General features: G+C 70.5%; 13 protein-coding genes. 5 read left to right on the top strand and 8 right to left on the bottom strand.

Features of this window, described 5'->3' with window-relative positions; translation table 11 throughout:
• Positions 1–61: 61 nt before the first annotated feature.
• Entirely contained in the window at positions 62–781 is a 720-nt protein-coding gene (locus AC060L_RS18430) for a metal-dependent hydrolase (RefSeq protein ID WP_483799870.1), read from the top strand.
• A 69-nt stretch (positions 782–850) separates the two neighbouring features.
• Here the strand turns inward: AC060L_RS18430 and AC060L_RS18425 are convergent, their stop codons facing one another.
• The 4 genes from AC060L_RS18425 to nhaA form a co-directional block, all read right to left on the bottom strand.
• Entirely contained in the window at positions 851–1,162 is a 312-nt protein-coding gene (locus tag AC060L_RS18425) for a hypothetical protein (protein ID WP_483799869.1), read from the bottom strand.
• 222 nt (positions 1,163–1,384) lie between these two features.
• On the bottom strand, positions 1,385–2,419 hold the full coding sequence (locus AC060L_RS18420; RefSeq protein ID WP_483799868.1) for an alpha/beta fold hydrolase: 1,035 nt from the start codon (positions 2,417–2,419) through the stop codon (positions 1,385–1,387).
• 94 nt (positions 2,420–2,513) lie between these two features.
• Complete coding sequence (locus AC060L_RS18415) at positions 2,514–2,981, bottom strand: phage holin family protein (protein ID WP_483799867.1); 468 nt, start codon at positions 2,979–2,981, stop codon at positions 2,514–2,516.
• Positions 2,982–3,114: 133 nt separating this feature from the next.
• Complete coding sequence (gene nhaA / locus AC060L_RS18410) at positions 3,115–4,506, bottom strand: Na+/H+ antiporter NhaA (RefSeq protein WP_483799866.1); 1,392 nt, start codon at positions 4,504–4,506, stop codon at positions 3,115–3,117.
• Between the two features lie 599 nt (positions 4,507–5,105).
• On the opposite strand from nhaA, the gene AC060L_RS18405 reads away from it, so the two are divergent.
• A complete protein-coding gene (locus AC060L_RS18405) occupies positions 5,106–6,974 on the top strand; it encodes a serine hydrolase domain-containing protein (protein ID WP_483799865.1) in 1,869 nt (622 codons plus the stop codon).
• A 168-nt stretch (positions 6,975–7,142) separates the two neighbouring features.
• Here the strand turns inward: AC060L_RS18405 and acs are convergent, their stop codons facing one another.
• A complete protein-coding gene (acs, locus tag AC060L_RS18400; protein ID WP_483799864.1) occupies positions 7,143–9,098 on the bottom strand; it encodes an acetate--CoA ligase in 1,956 nt (651 codons plus the stop codon).
• A 687-nt stretch (positions 9,099–9,785) separates the two neighbouring features.
• Between acs and AC060L_RS18395 the strand changes: the two genes are divergently transcribed.
• On the top strand, positions 9,786–10,256 hold the full coding sequence (locus tag AC060L_RS18395) for a hypothetical protein (protein WP_483799863.1): 471 nt from the start codon (positions 9,786–9,788) through the stop codon (positions 10,254–10,256).
• A gap of 263 nt (positions 10,257–10,519) precedes the next feature.
• Positions 10,520–11,452 carry a chitinase gene (locus AC060L_RS18390; protein WP_483799862.1) on the top strand — a complete coding sequence of 311 codons (933 nt, stop codon included), beginning with the start codon at positions 10,520–10,522 and terminating at the stop codon, positions 11,450–11,452.
• 142 nt (positions 11,453–11,594) lie between these two features.
• Here AC060L_RS18390 and AC060L_RS18385 read toward each other — a convergent pair whose 3' ends face one another.
• Both AC060L_RS18385 and AC060L_RS18380 read right to left on the bottom strand, forming a co-directional pair.
• Positions 11,595–13,916, bottom strand: a complete 2,322-nt coding sequence (locus AC060L_RS18385) for a SulP family inorganic anion transporter (protein ID WP_483799861.1) — start codon at positions 13,914–13,916, stop codon at positions 11,595–11,597.
• Between the two features lie 473 nt (positions 13,917–14,389).
• Complete coding sequence (locus tag AC060L_RS18380; protein ID WP_483799860.1) at positions 14,390–15,466, bottom strand: ATP-binding protein; 1,077 nt, start codon at positions 15,464–15,466, stop codon at positions 14,390–14,392.
• A 196-nt stretch (positions 15,467–15,662) separates the two neighbouring features.
• Between AC060L_RS18380 and AC060L_RS18375 the strand changes: the two genes are divergently transcribed.
• Positions 15,663–16,577, top strand: a complete 915-nt coding sequence (locus tag AC060L_RS18375) for a Fic family protein (RefSeq protein WP_483799859.1) — start codon at positions 15,663–15,665, stop codon at positions 16,575–16,577.
• Between the two features lie 380 nt (positions 16,578–16,957).
• On the opposite strand, the gene AC060L_RS18370 is transcribed toward AC060L_RS18375, so the two are convergent.
• Positions 16,958–17,947: an HAD family hydrolase gene (locus AC060L_RS18370; protein ID WP_483799858.1), complete on the bottom strand. Its 990-nt coding sequence runs from the start codon at positions 17,945–17,947 to the stop codon at positions 16,958–16,960.
• Positions 17,948–18,258: the final 311 nt, after the last annotated feature.

Raw genomic sequence — 18,258 nt, 5'->3', positions numbered from 1 at the left:
CGCTCACCCATTCGGCTCAACCGGGCCGGCCCGGGAGCCGAACGGGAGGTCTTCGAACGTCATGATGGGTCACTCGCACGCGGTCAGTGGAGCGATGCTCTACGCGGCCTCGGCGCCGTTTCTGCCGCCGCTGCTGCTGCACGTCCACCTCAAGCCGGCGGACATCCTGCTCGGCACCGTGCTGTGCGCCGGCGCCGCGCTGCTCCCGGACCTGGACCACCATGACGGGACGATCGCCAACTTCCTCGGCCCGTTCTCCAAGGCGCTGTGCCGCTTCGTCGCCTGGATCTCCGGCGGCCACCGGCACGCCACCCACTCGATCCTCTTCGTCGCCCTGGTGGGTGGCGGCACCTGGGCCGGGGTCACCTATCTGGGGCGTCCTTTCACGCTCGGAATGACGTTCTTCCTGCTGGCACTCGCGGTCAAGGCACTGCGGATCCACGTCCCCGGCGAGGGGCACACGACCTGGCTGAGCGTGCTCGGCCTCTCGGTGCTGGGCACCTTCGCGCTCGACAGGTGGATGCCCGCCGCACCGGGCTGGCTGCCGTACGCGGTCGCCCTCGGCGCGCTGGCCCACCTGCTCGGCGACAGCCTGACCAAGATGGGCGCGCCGTGGCTCTGGCCGTACAAGCAGCGCTACGAGATCGTGCTGATCAAGAGCAGCGGCAACGACATGGAGACCAAGGTGCTGGTCCCGATCATGTCGGTGGCCACCGTCGCCGCCCTCTGGTTCTCAGCGGTGGAGCCGACGGTCGTCAGCAGCGGCTGGGCCCTCGGCTGAGGTCTGCCGCCCCGCTGCGGTGCGATGCGGTGCGGTGCGGTGCGATGTGCTGGAAATGCGGCGCGGGGCTCAGGCCTCGCGCCGCAGGCGTGCGCCGACCCAGCGGGCGCGCCGGCCGAGGATGCGCGGGATGCCCAGGGCGTGTGGCTCGGTGGCGGAGTGTCCGGTGGGTCGGGTGAAGGCGGTCGGCCCGGTGGGACCGATGGGTCGGACGGCCGACGGGTCGGCGCCGAGCGGCCGGTCGGCGCCGGGCGTCCAGGGCGGGAGCGGGACCGCAGCAGGCGGTGACTGAGGCTGCGAGGTCTGGGCGGACTGGGCCGAGGCGGTCTGCGAGCTGCGGCTGACGCGCCGTCCGCGGGGCGCGGCGGAGCGATCGGGCATCCAGGTCATGGTGGATGGATGCCCGTACGGCCACATGGGTAACCACCCTCGCTGGGGCAAAATGGCCTATGCCGCACTCATAGGAACATGTGGCCATATAAGGCAAGTTGACGTTGTATTCACCCGATGCCTTCACCCGATGCCTTCACCCGATGCCTTCACCCGATGCCTTCACCCGATGCCTTCGCCCGATGCCTTCGCCTTCGCCCGGCCCGCCCGCGGCTACCGCTTGTGCGTGCGCACCCAGGTGACCAGCTCCGCGCTGAGCTCCTCCGGGACCTCCTCGTGCGGGAAGTGGCCGACCCCGGGCAGCAGCCGCCAGCGGTAGGGCGCCTCCACGTACTCGCCGGCCCCCAGCGCGGTGCGGGAGAGCAGCACCGGGTCGGCTGCTCCCTGGATGTGCAGGGTCGGGGCCGTCACCGGCTTCTTCATCCGGCGGGCGAACTGGATGCCGTCCGGGCGGGCCATCGAACGGACCAGCCAGCGGTACGGTTCGATCGAGCAGTGCGCGGTGCTGGGGATCCGCATCGCGTTGCGGTAGTTCTCGACCGCCTCGCCGTTCAGCTGGTTCGGACCGGTCCACGCGGACAGGTAGCGCGCGATCTGCGCGGCGTCCTCCGCGACCAGCCGCCGCTCGGGTATCCAGGGACGCTGGAAGCCGAGCACGTGGTCGAAGGCGGCCATCTGCCGCCGGTCCTGCAGCAGCGCGCGCCGCAGGTGGCGGGGGTGTGCGGCGGAGACCACGGTCAGGCTCTGGATCACCGAGGGCCGCATGACGGCGGCCACCCAGGAGAGCGCGCCCCCGGTGTCGTGGCCGACCAGGTGGGCGCTGTGCTCGCCGAGCGAGCGGATCACGCCGGTGATGTCGAGGGCGAGGTTGGTCGGATCGTAGCCGCGCGGGGTGCGGTCGCTGCCGCCCATGCCGCGCAGGTCGAGGGCGACGGCACGGAATCCGGCGGCTGCCAGCGCGGCCATCTGATGACGCCACGCCCACCAGTACTGCGGCCAGCCGTGCACCAGCAGGACCAGCGGTCCGTCGCCCTGCTCGGCGATGTGGAACCGGGCCCCGTTCGCGGCGAGATCGCGGTGGGTCCACGGCCCGGCGGTGCGCACGTTCCAGCCGATCGCCCGGCCGCTGACCGGGGTGGCCCCGGCGGGGTAGCCCGGCAGACCGGTTGCCGGCTTGTCTGCGGCCGGTACCGGATCACTGGTCGGGCCGGTGGTCACGGGCGGAACGGGCGTCTGGTCGAGCGGCATACCGAGAGCGTTTCACATCCCGGCCGGGAACACGGCCCCGGCACTCGTATGGACTACGCCGGATACCGTATGCGCCTGGTAGCGGTTGCCCGCGTCAGTGCTCCAGGGCGGCGAGCTCTGCGGGGGTCGCCGGGCGGGGGCGGGCGTTCTTCAGCACGTCAGCGGTGGCGTGGGCACCCTCGATGGTGCGGTGCGGCGGCTCGATCTTCTTGAAGGACCGCCAGGCCAGCAGGCCGAGCACGAGTGCCAGCAGGATGAACGCCGCGCCGACGATCGCGAACGAGCCGCCGAGCGGAACGCCCCAGTAGTGCACGAGGTACGCCGCAGCGAAGCTGAACATCGGCAGCGAGGCGAGCGCGACGACGCCGGCGACCACTCCGGAAACGCTGCCCGCGACGCCGCGCTTGACGTCCTGTCGGATCTCGGCCTTCGCGAGCGCGATCTCGTCGTGCACCAGGGCCGAGAGATCAGCGGTGGCCGCGGCGAACAGCTGCCCGACCGAACGCTCGCCCTCGTAGGGCGCGCGGGAGCTGCCGGACGGGCCTGCGGTTCCTGCGGACATCTGGTCTTCTCCTCTGCTGAGACTCCGGACAGCTCAGAATCATGCCCTTACTGGCCAGTCAAGCACCACTTAGGGCCGGATTCGGCGGACAGTGCGTCACCCGACCGCAGGCGTTTGACACTCGGCCACCCCATCATGCCCGCCCCTCGGCAGGTCGCCCGCCCCGAGCTCCGTCGCCCGGTCGCTCGTTGGCCTGGCGCGCGGGCTCCTGGCGGCTGTGCTGCGTGATGTCCTGCTGGTAGATGTCGGGGATGCCGTCGCCGTCGCTGTCGCGGTCCTCCTCCTCGCAGAGCTGACGGTAGTGCCGGTTGCGCAGTTTCAGCAGGGTGGTCGCAAGCACGGCGCAGAGCAGCGAACCGAGCAGAACGGCGGCCTTGGCCCGTTCTGCCAGGACGGCATCGTGTGGGAAGGCGAGTTCGCTGATCAGCAGTGAGACCGTGAAGCCGATGCCCGCCAGCGTGGCGACTGCGAACAGGTCGGCCCACTTGAGCTGGGGATTCAGCTCCGCCCGGGTGTAGCGGGCGGCCAGCCAGGTCCCGCCGAAGACGCCGACGGTCTTGCCGACCAGCAGACCGAGCACGATGCCCAGCGGCATGGCCTCGGTGAAGACGTCCTTGATGGCTGTGGGCGAGATCGATACGCCGGCCGCGAAGAGGGCGAAGACCGGGACGGCGACCCCGGCGGAGAGCGGCCGCACCAGATGCTCGATGTGTTCACCGGGGGACTGCTCCTCGCCCGGCTCGCGGTGGCAGCGCAGCAGCAGGCCCATGGCGACGCCGGCCACCGTGGCATGCACGCCGCTCTCGTGCATCAGTGCCCAGATGACCAGGGCGAGCGGCACGAAGAGGTACCAGCCGTGGACGCCCCGCCGGTGCAGGAACCAGAAGAGCACCAGGCCCGCCAGGGAGAGTCCGAGCGCCCAGAACTTGATGCCGGAGCTGTAGAAGACCGCGATGATGAGGATCGCGATCAGGTCGTCCACCACCGCCAGGGTGAGCAGGAAGGCCCGCAGCGGCGAGGGAAGATGACTGCCCACCACGGCGAGCACACCCAGCGCGAAGGCGATGTCGGTGGCGGTCGGAATCGCCCAGCCGCCGGGGTGGCCGCCGGCTCCGCTGTTGGCCACGGCGAACACGATCGCGGGCAGCGCCACCCCGCAGACCGCGGCGGTCACGGGCAGCAGCGCCGCGCTCGGCGTGCGCAGCTCGCCGGCGACGAACTCCCGCTTGAGCTCGATACCGGCGACGAAGAAGAAGATGCTGAGCAGCCCGTCCTTGGCCCAGACCTCCAGTGGCAGGTTCAGGTGGAGGGCTGACGGGCCGATCGTGCGGTGCAGAACGTCTTCGTACGAGTGGGGCCAGGCGTTGGCCCAGATGAGTGCCACGACGGCGGCGAGCAGGAGCAGGATGCCGCCGACCGTCTCGGTGCGCAGTGCGTCCGCCAGGAACCGGCGCTCCGGCAGTGAGAGCCTTCCGAGGAACTGGCGTCGCTGGGTCGATGGCTCGGTGGGCGGCGGGCTTGCCACGCGGAGACCTCCTGGGCACGGGAACGGTGAGCGGATACACCTGTGGTGCAGTGCCGACCAGACTTCCCGGCGCGCCTTGGAGAACTGCCGCAGATCTTGTTGCGACGTTGACAGTCTACGGGGCACCGAGAGCCGATATCCGTTTTGTCATACTTTATGGCTTCATCGTGATCTGCTGCCTGCCCGTTGTTGCGGCCATGGGCATCCGGCGCGGGGCGTCCATGCCGTCCTGGGGCGTCCATGCCGACGCGGGGCATCTCCGGGGGCTCTCGGTGCGGGGCATCTCCGGGGCTCTCACAGGTGCGCCGACTTCCGCCGTCCCGGCCGAGGTTGAGCGAATGCGTTGGCGTGTGGGCGAACTTATCGTCAAGTCAGCGCGCCGCCCACCGAGGCGGCCCACCTCGACTCCACTCGGAGGCAATCCCATGTCCCCTCAGGAACCGGCCGATCCGGCCGGGCCCACTGCGGCGGTACCGTCCGTACGGTCTGCCGAACCCGCTCCGACCGCCGGTGGTGAGGGCGCGCAGAGCGCGCCGCCCCTGTTACCGCCGGCCGGGCGTCCGTCCACTGCGCCCCGCTCGTCCCTGCGCCGTTCCACGTTGCCCCGACGTGCGGTCGTCCCGCCGAAACCGACCTGGCTCTCACCGGCCGAGCCCCCTGCGCACGCGACGGCCCGACGGGCCAAGGCCATCCGGCCGGCGCTGACCGCCGCCACCGGTCCGGCCACCTTGGCGACTGCTGCGGGTGCTCCGGTTTCGTCAGCTCCTCCCGCTGCGCCTGCTCCTCCGGTTTCTCCGGTTGCTCCGAGTCCGCTGGCCACGACCGGCGCCGGCGCCCGCGCCATTCCCCGCGCGCTGCCCGTACCGCCGCTCGTCCCCGGTTCGTCCGCCCTCGGCTCGCCGGCCCTCGGCTCGTCCGTCCTCGGCTCGTCCGTCCTCGGCTCACCCGCCTCCTATGGGCGGTTCGCCAGGCCGGCCCCCGCCACCCCGCTCGACCCGGCTGACTCGGCCGCCCTGCTCCCCGGCCGCCGGGCGACCGCGGTGCGGGTCGTCGAGCGCACCGGTCCGGCCGGCCGCGTGCGCTCGATCGGCAGCCCGGCAGGTGGCCCGGTCAGCGCCCCGGCTCCGATCCCGTCGGACGCTTCGCGGCTGGAACGCCGACTGCGCCCGCTCTTCCTGGGTCTGCCGCCGACCAGCGGTGTCGCCGTCGCGGTGATCCGAGGTGACGAGCGGGCCGTCGCCTGCCGCGGCTACACCGATCCCGCCACCCGGCGCCCGGTCCGGGCCGACACCCGGTTCGAAATCGGGTCGATCACCAAGACGTTCACCGCTCTGCTGCTGGCTGACATGGTGGCTCGCGGCGAGGTCCGGTATGACGATCCGATAGACAAGTACCTGGTGGCAGGGGCGGTCCCGGGTTACCCGAAGCAGCGGCCGATCACCCTGCTTCATCTGGCCACCCACACCTCCGGTCTGCCGCGGCGCCCGGTGGGTCTGCTGCCGAGCGCGATGCCGGAGTGGTTCACCCAGCCGTGCGCCACGTTCAACGTGACGCATCTGCTGCGCTCGCTGGCCCGGACACCCGTGCGCGGGACTCCCGGCACGCAGGTCAGGTACTCCAGCCTCGGATGCGGCCTGCTCGGCCTGCTGCTCGCGAACGCGGCGGGCGTCCGGTACGAAGATCTGCTCGCCGATCGGGTCTGTGGTCCGCTCGGCCTGGTGGACACCTCCTGCGGGCCCGGTAGCGGCCCCGCCAGCGGTTACCGGCGCGGGCGCCGAGTCCCGTCGTTCCGCATACCGGCGCTCCCCGGAGCTGCCGCGCTCAGGTCCAGCGCCGACGACATGCTGCGCTACCTGCAGGCGTTGCTGGTGGCGGAGAGCGGACCCTGGGGGCGGCTCGATCCGCCGCCCGCCATCGATCAGCTCCAGCTCCGCGCCGATCCGGCGTTGCGGACGGCGCTGGGCGAGGTCCATCGCCCGCGGGTGGCCTGGCGGCTGGCCGGTACGCGGATCTGCCTCGGCTGGAAGCAGCGCCTGGCGGCCTCACCGGAGCTTTTCTCCGGCTGTGACCACGGCAGTGACCAGGCCCGTGACCACAGCAGTCACTGCAGCAGTGATCACGGCGATCACGAGGCGGCGTTCGCGCTCGCGGGCGGCTCCGGGCTCTGGGGCGGCCGGGGACTCGGCCGCCAGGCCGTCTCGGAGCCAGGCATCGAGCCGGTCATGGAGCAAGGCGAGGAGCAAAGCGTGGCGCTGGGCTCGGTGCCGGGCTCGATGCCGAGCCTGGAGTCACAGGAGATCCTCTTCCACGAGGGCTCGACACGCGGGTTCGTCGCCTTCGCGGGCTTCAACCCGAGGGCTGGGACCGGACTCGTTGCCATGGTCAGCTCGCCGCCGACCGGCCGCCGCCGGTTCCTGCAGACCGCCTACGACACACTGCGCGGCCTGGCAGCCGATCCGCCTGACTGACCCGGCTCATCTGACGGCGTCGGGAGCGCGGTGACGAGCTGCCATCGCCGCTGCTCATCGGATGATCGCAAAAGTCCCTGATCCGATCCGCAGTCACCCTTGCGTCGAACGCAGGACGGCCCCCTTCCGCGAACCGCGGAAGGGGGCCGTCGACCGGCAGCGGGCCGGTCAGTCCTGGCTGGTGGCGTTCGGCAGCTGGGACTGGATGACGTTCATGACGTTGGAGTCGGCCAGGGTGGTGGTGTCGCCGACCTCGCGGCCTTCGGCGATGTCGCGCAGCAGGCGGCGCATGATCTTGCCGGAGCGGGTCTTGGGGAGCTCGCTGACGACCTTGACCTGCTTGGGCTTGGCGATCGGTCCGAGCGTCTTGCCGACGTGGTCGCGCAGTTCGGCGACGAGTTCGGGGCTGTCGGTGGCGGTGCCGCGCAGGATCACGAAGGCGACGATGGCCTGGCCGGTGGTCGCGTCGGTGGCGCCGACGACGGCCGACTCGGCGACGGCGGGGTGGCCGACGAGGGCGGACTCGACCTCGGTGGTGGAGATGTTGTGACCGGAGACGAGCATGACGTCGTCGACGCGGCCGAGCAGCCAGATGTCGCCGTCGTCGTCCTTCTTCGCGCCGTCACCGGCGAAGTAGCGGCCGGGGAAACGGGACCAGTAGGTGTCGATGTAGCGCTGGTCGTCGCCCCAGATGGTGCGCAGCATGGACGGCCACGGCTCGGTCAGCACCAGGTAGCCGCCGGAGCCGTTGGGGACTTCGTTGGCCTCGTCGTCCACGACGGTGGCGCTGATGCCGGGCAGGGCGCGCTGGGCGGAGCCGGGCTTGGTCTCGGTGACGCCGGGCAGCGGGCTGATCATCATGGCGCCGGTCTCGGTCTGCCACCAGGTGTCGACGATGGGGGTCTTGCCGGCGCCGATGTGCTCGCGGTACCAGATCCACGCCTCGGGGTTGATCGGCTCGCCGACGCTGCCCAGCACGCGCAGCGAGGACAGGTCGAACTTCGCGGGGATGTCGTCGCCCCACTTCATGAAGGTGCGGATCGCGGTGGGCGCGGTGTAGAGGATGGTGACGCCGTACTTCTGGATGATCTCCCAGAAGCGGCCCTGGTGCGGGGTGTCCGGGGTGCCCTCGTAGATGACCTGGGTGGCGCCGTTGGCGAGCGGCCCGTAGACGATGTACGAGTGCCCGGTGACCCAGCCGATGTCGGCGGTGCACCAGTAGACGTCGGTCTCGGGCTTGAGGTCGAAGACCGCGTGATGGGTGTAGGAGGCCTGGGTCAGGTAGCCGCCCGAGGTGTGCAGAATGCCCTTGGGCTTACCGGTGGTGCCGGAGGTGTAGAGGATGAACAGCGGCTGCTCGGCGTCGTGCGCCTGCGGCGTGTGCTCGGCCGACTGACGCTCGGTGATCTCGTGCCACCACACGTCCCGACCCTGCGCCCAGGACACGTCCTGACCGGTGCGGCGCACCACCAGCACATGCTCGACCTGCGGACACTTCGCCAGCGCCTCGTCGATCGCCGGCTTCAGAGCGGAGGGCTTGCCACGCCGGTAGCCACCATCGGCGGTGATGACGAGCTTGGCATCGGCGTCCTGGATCCGGGAGGCGACGGCATCGGCGGAGAAACCGCCGAACACCACGGAGTGCGCTGCGCCGATGCGGGCGCAGGCGAGCATCGCGACGACCGCCTCGGGGATCATCGGCAGGTAGATCGCGACCCGGTCGCCCTTGACGACGCCGAGTTCGAGCAGCGCGTTGGCCGCGCGGGAGACCTCGTCCTTGAGCTGGGCGTAGGTGATGGAGCGGCCGTCGCCGGGCTCGCCCTCGAAGTGGATCGCGACGCGGTCGCCGTTGCCGGCCTCGACGTGGCGGTCGACGCAGTTGTACGCCACGTTCAGCTTGCCGTCGGCGAACCACTTCGCGAACGGCGGGTTCGACCAGTCGAGGGTCTGGGTCGGCTCGACGGCCCAGCTCAGCCGGCGGGCCTGCTCGGCCCAGAAGCCCAGGCGGTCCTCGGAAGCCTGCGCGTACGCGGTCGCGGTGACGTTGGCCGCGGCGGCCAGCTCCGCGGGCGGGGCGAAGCGCCGCTCCTCCTTGAGCAGGTTGGCCAGGCTTTCGTTGCTCAACGCGAACTCCTCATCGAGTCTGTCTCATGGTGCTTTCCTCACGGAGAAGCGCCAATGCTGCGGGATGGTTCCCTGAGAGGGGATTGTCCCGTGTGTCCCATCGCACAGCTCACCAGGCGGACACGTCCTTTGACAAGGGGCCATCCGAAATTGGTGTAGACCTTTCATTGACTATTGATCGGCCGTTGATCGCCGCGGACCGCCGGCGCCGGCGGGATTCGCGCGGCTGACCGGAAGTTGTCGACATCGTCGCACTTGATGGTGGGGGTTCGGCTCGCGGGCGGGGTGCGAGTCGAAGGTGCCGCCATCGCGGTGTTGGATCGCACCGGCAGGGTGGACGGCGTGTCCGTGCGGCGTGTCGAGCCGCCCGGCGCGGCGTGCGAACCCGGGCATATCGTCCGGGTGTTTCCGTCCGGAGCCTTGACGGTCAACATGGCTGGTACTCCACTGGAGGTACCAGCCTGCTGGGGGATCACTGCGGGCCTGCCCCGGTGTTCCCATTCGTCAGCCTGTCGTAGGCGCAGCGCGATTCCTCCGTCCGATGACGTGCTGCCGCTGCCCGGGGGCGCGTTGATCCGAGCGGTGGGGACGCGCTCCGATGCGGCGCTCTCGGGGAGTTGAGCCATGTCTGATTCCTCTGCCAGTTCTGTTCCACTGCCGAGACCCGGCGACTTCGCGGTCGTTCGGATGTCCGGCGATATCGGTCGGCTGATCCGCGTCGGGCAATGGCTCAACGGGGACGGCTTCGCGGACTACGAGCACGCGTTCATCCTGGTCGGCGACGACGAGGTGGTCGAGGCCGAGCCGGGAGGCGCGCGCACCTCTCCGCTCGCGGAGTACGACGGTCGCCCGTCACGCTGGTCCACCGGCCGGATCGAGTTGACGAGCGATCAGCGAGCCGCGATCGTCTCGGCTGCGCGCCACTACCTGAAGGTCCCCTACAGCTTCTTCGACTACGCGGCGCTTGCCGCCCATCGGTTCCGCGTTCCCGGCGGCGGGCTGCTCAAGAACTATGTCGCCGACACCAGGCACCAGATCTGCTCCCAGCTGGTCGACCAGTGCTACCGGGACGCGGGTATCCAGCTCTTCGACGATCAGCGCTGGCCCGGCTATGTGACGCCGGCTGATCTCGCCGCGCTGCTGGACCGGCGGGCGTAGCGCGTCCGCGGGGAATCGAGGAGGTCGGCTGTCTGCTCCTGCCTGGGGCAGGCAGCCGACTGCTGTGCGCACCCTTGACGCCATCTGAGGGCCGGGGTCATTATCCCAGGGCTGAAGTTAGGAACCTTTACTAACTTCAGCCCTGGTCCCGGCGGTCCGGCCTGCCCGGACCGCTTCCCCCACGTGCCCGCCTCGCCGAGTGCCTTCGTCGCTTCGCATCGCTCTTCTTGGTGGGTGGGCTCCCACGGAACTGAAAGGTTGTCATGGACAAGTTCCTCCGGTTCGGTGTACTCGCCGCAGCAGCGGCCCTGCCGATCGGCCTGACCGTCGCCGCCACCCCCGCCCAGGCGGCGACCGCCTTCCCCGCTCACTACTCGGCGCCGTATCTGCAGATCAGTGGCTCGGACGCCGGTGACCTCGCTGCCGACAAGAAGGTCGGCGGCGGGCAGTACTACAGCCTTGCCTTCCTCGTCCCCAAGTCCGGCTGCACGCCGATGTGGGAGGACAACAACGACTCCCTGGGAGCGTTCACCTCTCAGGTGAACGCGTTCAAGGCGTCGGGCGGCAATGTGATCATCTCCTTCGGTGGTGAAGCAGGCGGTGAGCTGGCCCAGACGTGCACCTCCGTGTCGGCACTCACCGCCGCATACGCCAACGTCGTCAAGACCTACGGTGTGACCAGGCTCGACTTCGACATCGAGGGCAGTGTCCTGGATGACACCGCTGCCAACTCCCGCCGTGATCAGGCACTGGCGGCGCTGCAGAAAGCCAACCCGTCGGTGCAGGTCGACTTCACTGTCCCGGTGGATCCGACCGGCCTGGAGTCGAACGCCCTCAACCTGCTCAAGGGCGCCAAGAGCGCGGGCGTTCAGGCCAACCTGGTCAACATCATGACCATGGACTTCGGCGACGGGCAGAACGCGCTGAAGGATGCCGAGTCTGCGGCCAACGCCACGCACGGACAGCTCGCGGGGATCTACGGCGGTACGTCTGCCCAGCTCTGGGGCAAGCTCGGACTCACGCCGATTGCCGGCCGCAACGATGACAACGAGAACTTCACCCAGGCCAATGCGGCGACCCTGGAGGCCTTCGCCGCCTCGAAGGGAATCCAGGAGCTGTCGTTCTGGGAGGTCGATGGCTACGACAAGGCCACCGGCTACGCGTACTCGAAGATCTTCAACAAGATCACTGGCTGACCGCACCGCCCCTTACTCGCGGGTGGCCGATTGTCTCGGGGACGGCTTGCCGGAGCACATGTCGCCGGCAAGCCGTTTGCGTCGGTGCGTCGGTGCGTCGGTGGGCTGGTGGGCCGGGTGGAGCAGTGGACCAACCCTGTGGTCAGGCCGCGCTGGCGATCTCCCGCACCCCGGCAACGGGGCAGAACCGTCCGGTCGGGCGGTCCAGTACGTAGGCCTGTGCCGTGGCGAAGTCGAAGTACATCCCGACCAGGCGCAGCGTGCCGTCCGCGACGCGTCGCTCGACCGCTGGATTGGCCATCAGCTGGTCCAGCTGCTGCACCACGTTCGTGATGCACAACTGCTCCACCTGGTCCGCGACTGGTCGGTCCTCGAACTCCGCCGGCACCCGGGCCAGCCGAGCCAGCGAACCGCGACCGTTGCGCAGCCAGCGTGCCAGGGGCGTCGGCCGGCCCGGCTGCTCGTGCACGCCGTCGAGCAGCGCCTTCATGGCCCCGCAACCGGAGTGGCCGCAGACCGTGATGCTGCGTACTTCCAGGACCTCGACGGCGTACTGCACGGCGGCGGCCACCGAGTCGTCGGCAGCGCCCGGTTCATGAGGCGCGGGGACCAGGTTGCCGACGTTGCGGACGGTGAAGAGGTCGCCCGGGCCGCTGCTGGTGATCATGCTGGTGACCATGCGTGAGTCGGCGCAGGTGAGGAAGAGCTGGGACGGCGTCTGGCCCTCCCGAGCGAGCCGGGCCAGTTCCGGGCGGATCACCGGAGCGGTATGCGCCTGGAAGCCGCGCAGGCCGTCCATCAGCCTGACATGCGGATCGTCCTGCTGATCGATGCAGTGGTGGCCGACCCACGGGGTCCACGCGCGGCAGCGGTGTGAGCCCGGCGAGCCGCCGGACCGCCCGGTGCCGTCCGGATCGAGCACCTCGGTCTCCTGGGGGTCCGTCAGCAGCGACACCCGGCCGCCCCGGGCGCTGTGGCTGTCACGCCAGGAGTGCAGTTCCTCGTATGCCGCATGGTCGAGGAAGGAGCCGTCATGGCGGACCGTCACCTGGGCACCCACCGGAATCGAGGCGAGCGCCCTGGACAGGCGGGGCACGGCGACGAAGGTGAGCGGCCCGTGGGTCCGTACCCCGTAGGAGCCGTCCGGATAGGGCGTCACATCGACATGCGCGCGGGTCAGCCGGGACAGCGCCAGCAGCGTGGCCACCGCCCCGCCGGCCGCGACTCCGAGCGGGACGCCGAGTAGGACGACGCCCAGCACCGAGGTCAGGTAGACGGTGAACTCGCGGTGCCGGTGCACCCGGCGGATGTGCGCGAAGCTCACCATCTGGATGCCCACCACCATCACCAGAGCGGCAAGCGCGGCCAGCGGGATCCGGCGCAGGCCACCGGTCAGGATCGCGGCTGCGAGCAGGACCCAGAGGCCGTAGAGCACGACCGACCAGTGACTGCGAGCGCCCGCCCGTACGTTGGCCGCGCTGCGCACCGCACCGCCGGCCACCGGCAGACCGCCCAGGAGGCCGGACACGAGGTTGGCCAGGCCCTGACCGCGCAGCTCGCGGTCCAGGTCGCTGGCGGCGCCGGTCTGCCGGTCCACCGCGACAGAGCAGAGCAGGGACTCGACTCCCGCGACCGCGGTGACGGTGATGACGGCGCCCACGATGCCGAGCGGCGCGCCGTGCGGCAGGCCGGCCAGATCGTGCTCGCTCCAGCTGGGCAGCTCGACGCGAGCAAGGCGGAAGTCGAAGGCCATGGCCAGCAGCGTCCCGGCCGCCACCGCGACCAGCGCGGCCGGGACCCGGCCTAGCCAGCCGCCGAATCGGCCCGCTCGGCCGGGCAGCCGGTGGAGCCGCGGCCAGCCGTAGAGCACCACGATCGCGAGCAGGCCGACCGCGAGTGCGGGTGGATGCGGGCCACTGAGCTGCGCGGGCAGGGCGATCAGGTCGGCCAGCACGGAACCCTGGGTGGAGCCGCCGAGCACCACGTGGAGCTGGGCGATCGCGATGGTGATCCCCACACCCGCGAGCATGCCGTGCACGATCGCGGGCGAGACGGCGAGCGCCGAGCGGGCCGTCCGCAGCGAACCGAGCAGCAGCTGGAGCAGGCCGGCGCCCACGGTGATCGCACAGGTGGTCTGCCAGCCGTACTGCGAGATCAGCCCAGCGGTGATCACCGTCAGGGCGGCGGACGGGCCGCTGATCCGGAGCCGTGTTCCGCCGAAGAAGCCGGCGATGATCCCGCCCACCGCCGAGGCGACCAGACCGGCGGTCAGTGGCGCGCCGGCGGCCAGCGCGATCCCGAGCGACAAGGGGACCGCGATCAGGAAGACGACCAGAGAGGCCGTCAGGTCTGCCCCGGTCGGCCGCCGGAACCGCGGTGCGGGGGAGGGCCCGCTCTCCGGAGGGGCGTGGCTGGCCGGAGTGACCGCAGTGGTCGGTGGGGAAGGGGGAGTGTCGAGGGTCATGGCTTCCCGTCTTTCCGGTGGAACGAGCGCGGCCGGATCCGCCGGCGGTGCCCGCGGTCGGATCGGCTGCCTTGGTCGCGACGGTGGGGGCGGGATGGTGCGGGGAGCGGTGCCGGTCGGTGGCGGTGGCTCGGCGGCCATCTGGCTCGCCCGGTCTCGATGCGGCAGGGCTCGGGGTGCATCAAGGCGCTGGGGCATCAGCTGGGGGCATCACGGGCATCAGGAGGTGGCTGCAGGTGGCTGCATCAAGAGGCTGGTGCATCAAGAGTTGGCAAACTGTTGGTAATGGAAGCTTCGCATAGCGTAAGTGCGTGCGGGAGTCCTGACGCCGAGATTCACCCCTGCGGGTGGCGCGCGGGCAGCTCGGGGCGCGCCGTGAAACATCCCGTGAGCGCCGCCGGGATACGCGAGAGGGCCGGTGGCGCACCCATCTGGGGTACGTCATCGGCCCTCGGTGGCGACCTGTCTGCCGGTCAGGCGTGCGCGGCCGCCGGGTCGTGGCTGCTGTCGTGGGCGGCGTCACGGGCTGCGTCGTGCCGGATCGCCTGGGCCGCAGCCGCTTCGGCCTCCTCGGCTGCGAGGAGGCGTTCCGCGTCGAGCACGAACGTCGGGTCCACTTGGGCGGCCAGATCGATGCCGGTCTTGGCGTTCCCCCAGCTCTCCGCGTTGCGCAGGTGGAAGTGGACGGCCTGCTCGGTGTAGCGGCGGGCGTCGCGGGCCCGGAAGGCGGCGTCCGCCTCGCGCTCCAGCAGCGCCAGGACCGCCCGGTTCTCCGGCTCCAGGCTCCTCAGCGCGGGCTCGGCGCCCTGTTCCAGTCGGCGGACCCAGTCCGAGTGGCCGAAGGAGGTCAGCAGGTCCTCGCCGACCTCCCGCTGCAGGAAGGCGAGGTCGTCCGGGGTCTGAACCTTGTTGCCGATGACGCGAAGGGCGACGCCGAAGTCCCGCGCGTACTCCTTGTACTGCCGGTAGACCGAGATGCCCTTGCGGGTCGGCTCGGCGACCAGGAACGTCAGGTCGAAGCGGGTGAAGAGTCCTGAGGCGAACGAGTCGGAGCCGGCGGTCATGTCGGTGACCACGTACTCGTCCCGGCCGTCGAGCAGATGGTTAAGCAGCAGCTCCACCGCGCCGACCTTGGAGTGGTAGCAGGCGACCCCGAGGTCCTCCTCGGTGAACGCGCCGGTGGCGAGCAGCCGGACCGAGCCCTCGTCCAGTGCGACGGGGCGCGCGCACGCGGCGTACACCGGGTTCTCCTCGACGATCCGCAGCAGGCGGGAGCCCTGGCCGGGCGGCGTGGTCTTGATCATCACCTCGGCGGAGTCGATCCGCGGGTTGCTGCCGCGCAGGTACTCCTTGATGTCGGGCAGGTGCGCGCCGAGAGACGGCAGCTGCGATGCCTGATCATCGGTCAATCCGAGTGCTGGGCCGAGGTGCTGGTTGATGTCGGCATCCACCGCGATGACCGGGTGGCCCTCGGCGGCCAAATGGCGGATGAACAGTGCCGACAGCGTGGTCTTGCCGCTGCCGCCCTTGCCGACGAAGGCGATCTTCATCTGGACTCCCGGCTCTCGCTCCGCCGATCCCCGCCAGGGCCCCGGCCAGCTTGTTGGTAATCGTTATCGTCTCCGATAGCGCCCATGGTAGCCGTGGTTTGCCACGCCAAACCTGAGGGAAGCGAGGATTGGCTCGAACGGGTGATACCGGGGTTGCTGTGCGGGGCGACGGGAGGCAGTCGTTACCCTCGGGTAGGTGAGCACTGGAACTGATCCGCTTGCCCCACTGGCCGAGCTGCCCGGGGTGCCCGAGTCCGTCGCCGAAGTACGCAAGGCCGTCGACCGACTGTACGGCCACCGCGTGATGCGCAGGCGCGCGCCCGAGGTCACCTCGGAGGCCGCACTGCGCGGCGCGCGGGCCTCGGCTGCGCTCGCCGGGGCCGACTGGCCGCTGGAGGAGGTTCGCCGCCGCAGCGACTTCAGCGCCGGCCCGCAGGACCGCACGGTTGGCGGTGCGCTGCGGATCTCCGCCGAGGCCGGCCAACTGATCAGCATCTGGCGTACCTCGCCGCTGCAGGTGCTCGCTCGCCTGCACCTCCTCGCGGCCGGCGATGCGGATGACTCCTCGGGGCGCCCGCGTCAGGCCGGCGAGCCCGCCGACGAGCTCTTCCCCGTGGAGCTGAAGGCCGCCGAAGGGGTGGCCGCGGCTCCGGAGTCCGCGGTGCCCGCCCGGCCCCTCGCGGGCACGGCGGCGGCAGTGCCGCCCGCGCCGCCGGCTGACGAGGTCGCCGCGCGGCTGGACCAGCTCGCCCAGTTGCTGGTCGCGCGGACGGCCAGGCCGACCGGCAATGCGCCCGCGCTGGTGGTCGCCTCGGTCGTGCACGGTGAGCTGCTCGCACTTCGGCCGTTCGCCGGTCACAACGGTGTCGTCGCCCGCGCCGCGCAGCGCATGGTGCTGATCGCCGAGGGTTTGGACCCCAAGGCGATCTGCCCGATCGAGGTCGGTCTGGTGGAGCTGGGGACCGCTGCCTACCGGGAGGCGTTCGCCGGTTACGCCTCCGGCACGGCGGACGGTCTCGCGCGGTGGATCGCCCACTGCGGCCTGGCGCTGCGGCTGGGCGTGCGCGAGAGCACCGCGGTCTGCGAGGCGATGCAGCGCGGCATGGTGTGAGTGCGTATCGGGTACGGGGTTTCGCCGCGAGATGGCGCCTGGGCGCAGAGTTGCGGCGACACCCTGATTGCTGATGTCGCCGCTGGTACAACGCTCCGGGTGACCATGCGTGCACCGGATTTGCCCATCAGGCGGGGATCCTGCCCGTTCGCCTGGTGCGGCGGCCCGTATCGCGGGTCGGCTGCACGTGGGTGCTCGGATGTTGTACGCGGTCCGTGGCCTGAACTGCGGTGTCGGTCTGACCTCTTTGGGTCCTTCCGGGTCTCGCGGGCCGTGAGTCCTTTGTATCGCGGATCCCGGGCAAACGGAACTCGAATCGCGAAGTCTTTACCTTTTGTCCGATTTGCATACCGCCGGTGGTGCGGCCGGGGTGGTGCGGGTCAGAGCGCCGCAGGTCGGCGGCGCTTGGCCAACTGCCAGACCACCCCGGCCGTGACACAGGCCGTCCCGACCGTCACCGCGGCCAGCGCCGTTCGGCTCGGCGCCTTGAACTCGGGCAGCCGGCGGTGCAGTTCGATCGGACGGTCGAAGACGAGCACCGGCCATTCGCGAGCCGCCGCCTCCTTGCGCAACCCGCGATCCGGGTTGACGGCGGAGGGGCGCCCGACGGCCTCCAGGAGCGGCAGGTCGGTGACCGAGTCGCTGTAGGCGTAGCAGTCGGCCAGCCGGTAGCCCTCGCGCTCGGCCAGCGATCGAATCGCGGCCGCCTTGTTCTCGGCGTAGGCGTAGTACTCGATCTCGCCGGTGTAGCAGCCGTCCTCGATCGCCAGCCGGGTCGCGATCACGTGATCGGCGCCGAGCAGTGCGCCGATCGGTTCGACGACCTCGGCGCCGGAGCTGCTGACGATCACCACGTCGCGCCCGGCGGCGTGGTGCTGGGCGATCAGTGAGGCGGCTTCCTCGTAGATGATCGGTGTGATCAGGCCGTGCAGTGTTTCGGCGACGATCTCGCGCACCTGCTGGACGTTCCAGCCCCGGGTCAGGGCGGAGAGGTACTCGCGCATCCTCTCCATCTGGTCGTGGTCCGCACCGCCGACCAGGAAGACGAACTGTGCATAGGCGCTCTTCAGCACGGCTCGACGGTTGATCAGTCCCCCCTGGTAGAAGGGGCGACTGAAGGCCAGCGCACTCGATTTTGCGATGATCGTCTTGTCGAGATCGAAGAAGGCCGCCGTCCGCTCGCCCCCGTGGAGCGGGTGACCGACGCGAAGCGGCGACGGGGTGCCACTGCTGGCGCTCGTCGGCGCTTCGACGGACTGCGGGGACGACTGCGCGGCGGTTTTTTCGCCGCCTGGCCCGGCATTCCGTGCGGCCTCCGGCCCGGAGATCTCACCATCGTCGGCGATGTCGGCGTTCTCGGTGGTGTCCACAGGAACCGAGGATAGATGGCCGCTCCGAGGGGGCCGCCATTCGGTGGACGCAAGGGCGTGCTGGTTTGTGTTTCTGGCCGCTCGGGTACACCATGGAAGTCACGGATCGTTCGCGACCGTGCTAACCCGGTCCGGCTCCTCCCCCCCGAGTCGGGCTGTGGATAGACGACCCCCGCTCTCCCCCCCGGCGGGGGTCGTCGCATGTCCGAGGCCATTTCTCAAGGCTCGGCGGTGTTCCGGGGGAGGTTCGCGGGGGCGCTGGGGGCGCTGGGGGCGGCGTTCAGGGCGGGACCCGCAGGCGGTTCACGCTC

The organism is Kitasatospora sp. NEAU-69 (assembly GCF_057158765.1).
Note: the sequence above shows the minus strand (reverse complement) of the source record. Positions and strands in the feature narration are given on the sequence as shown.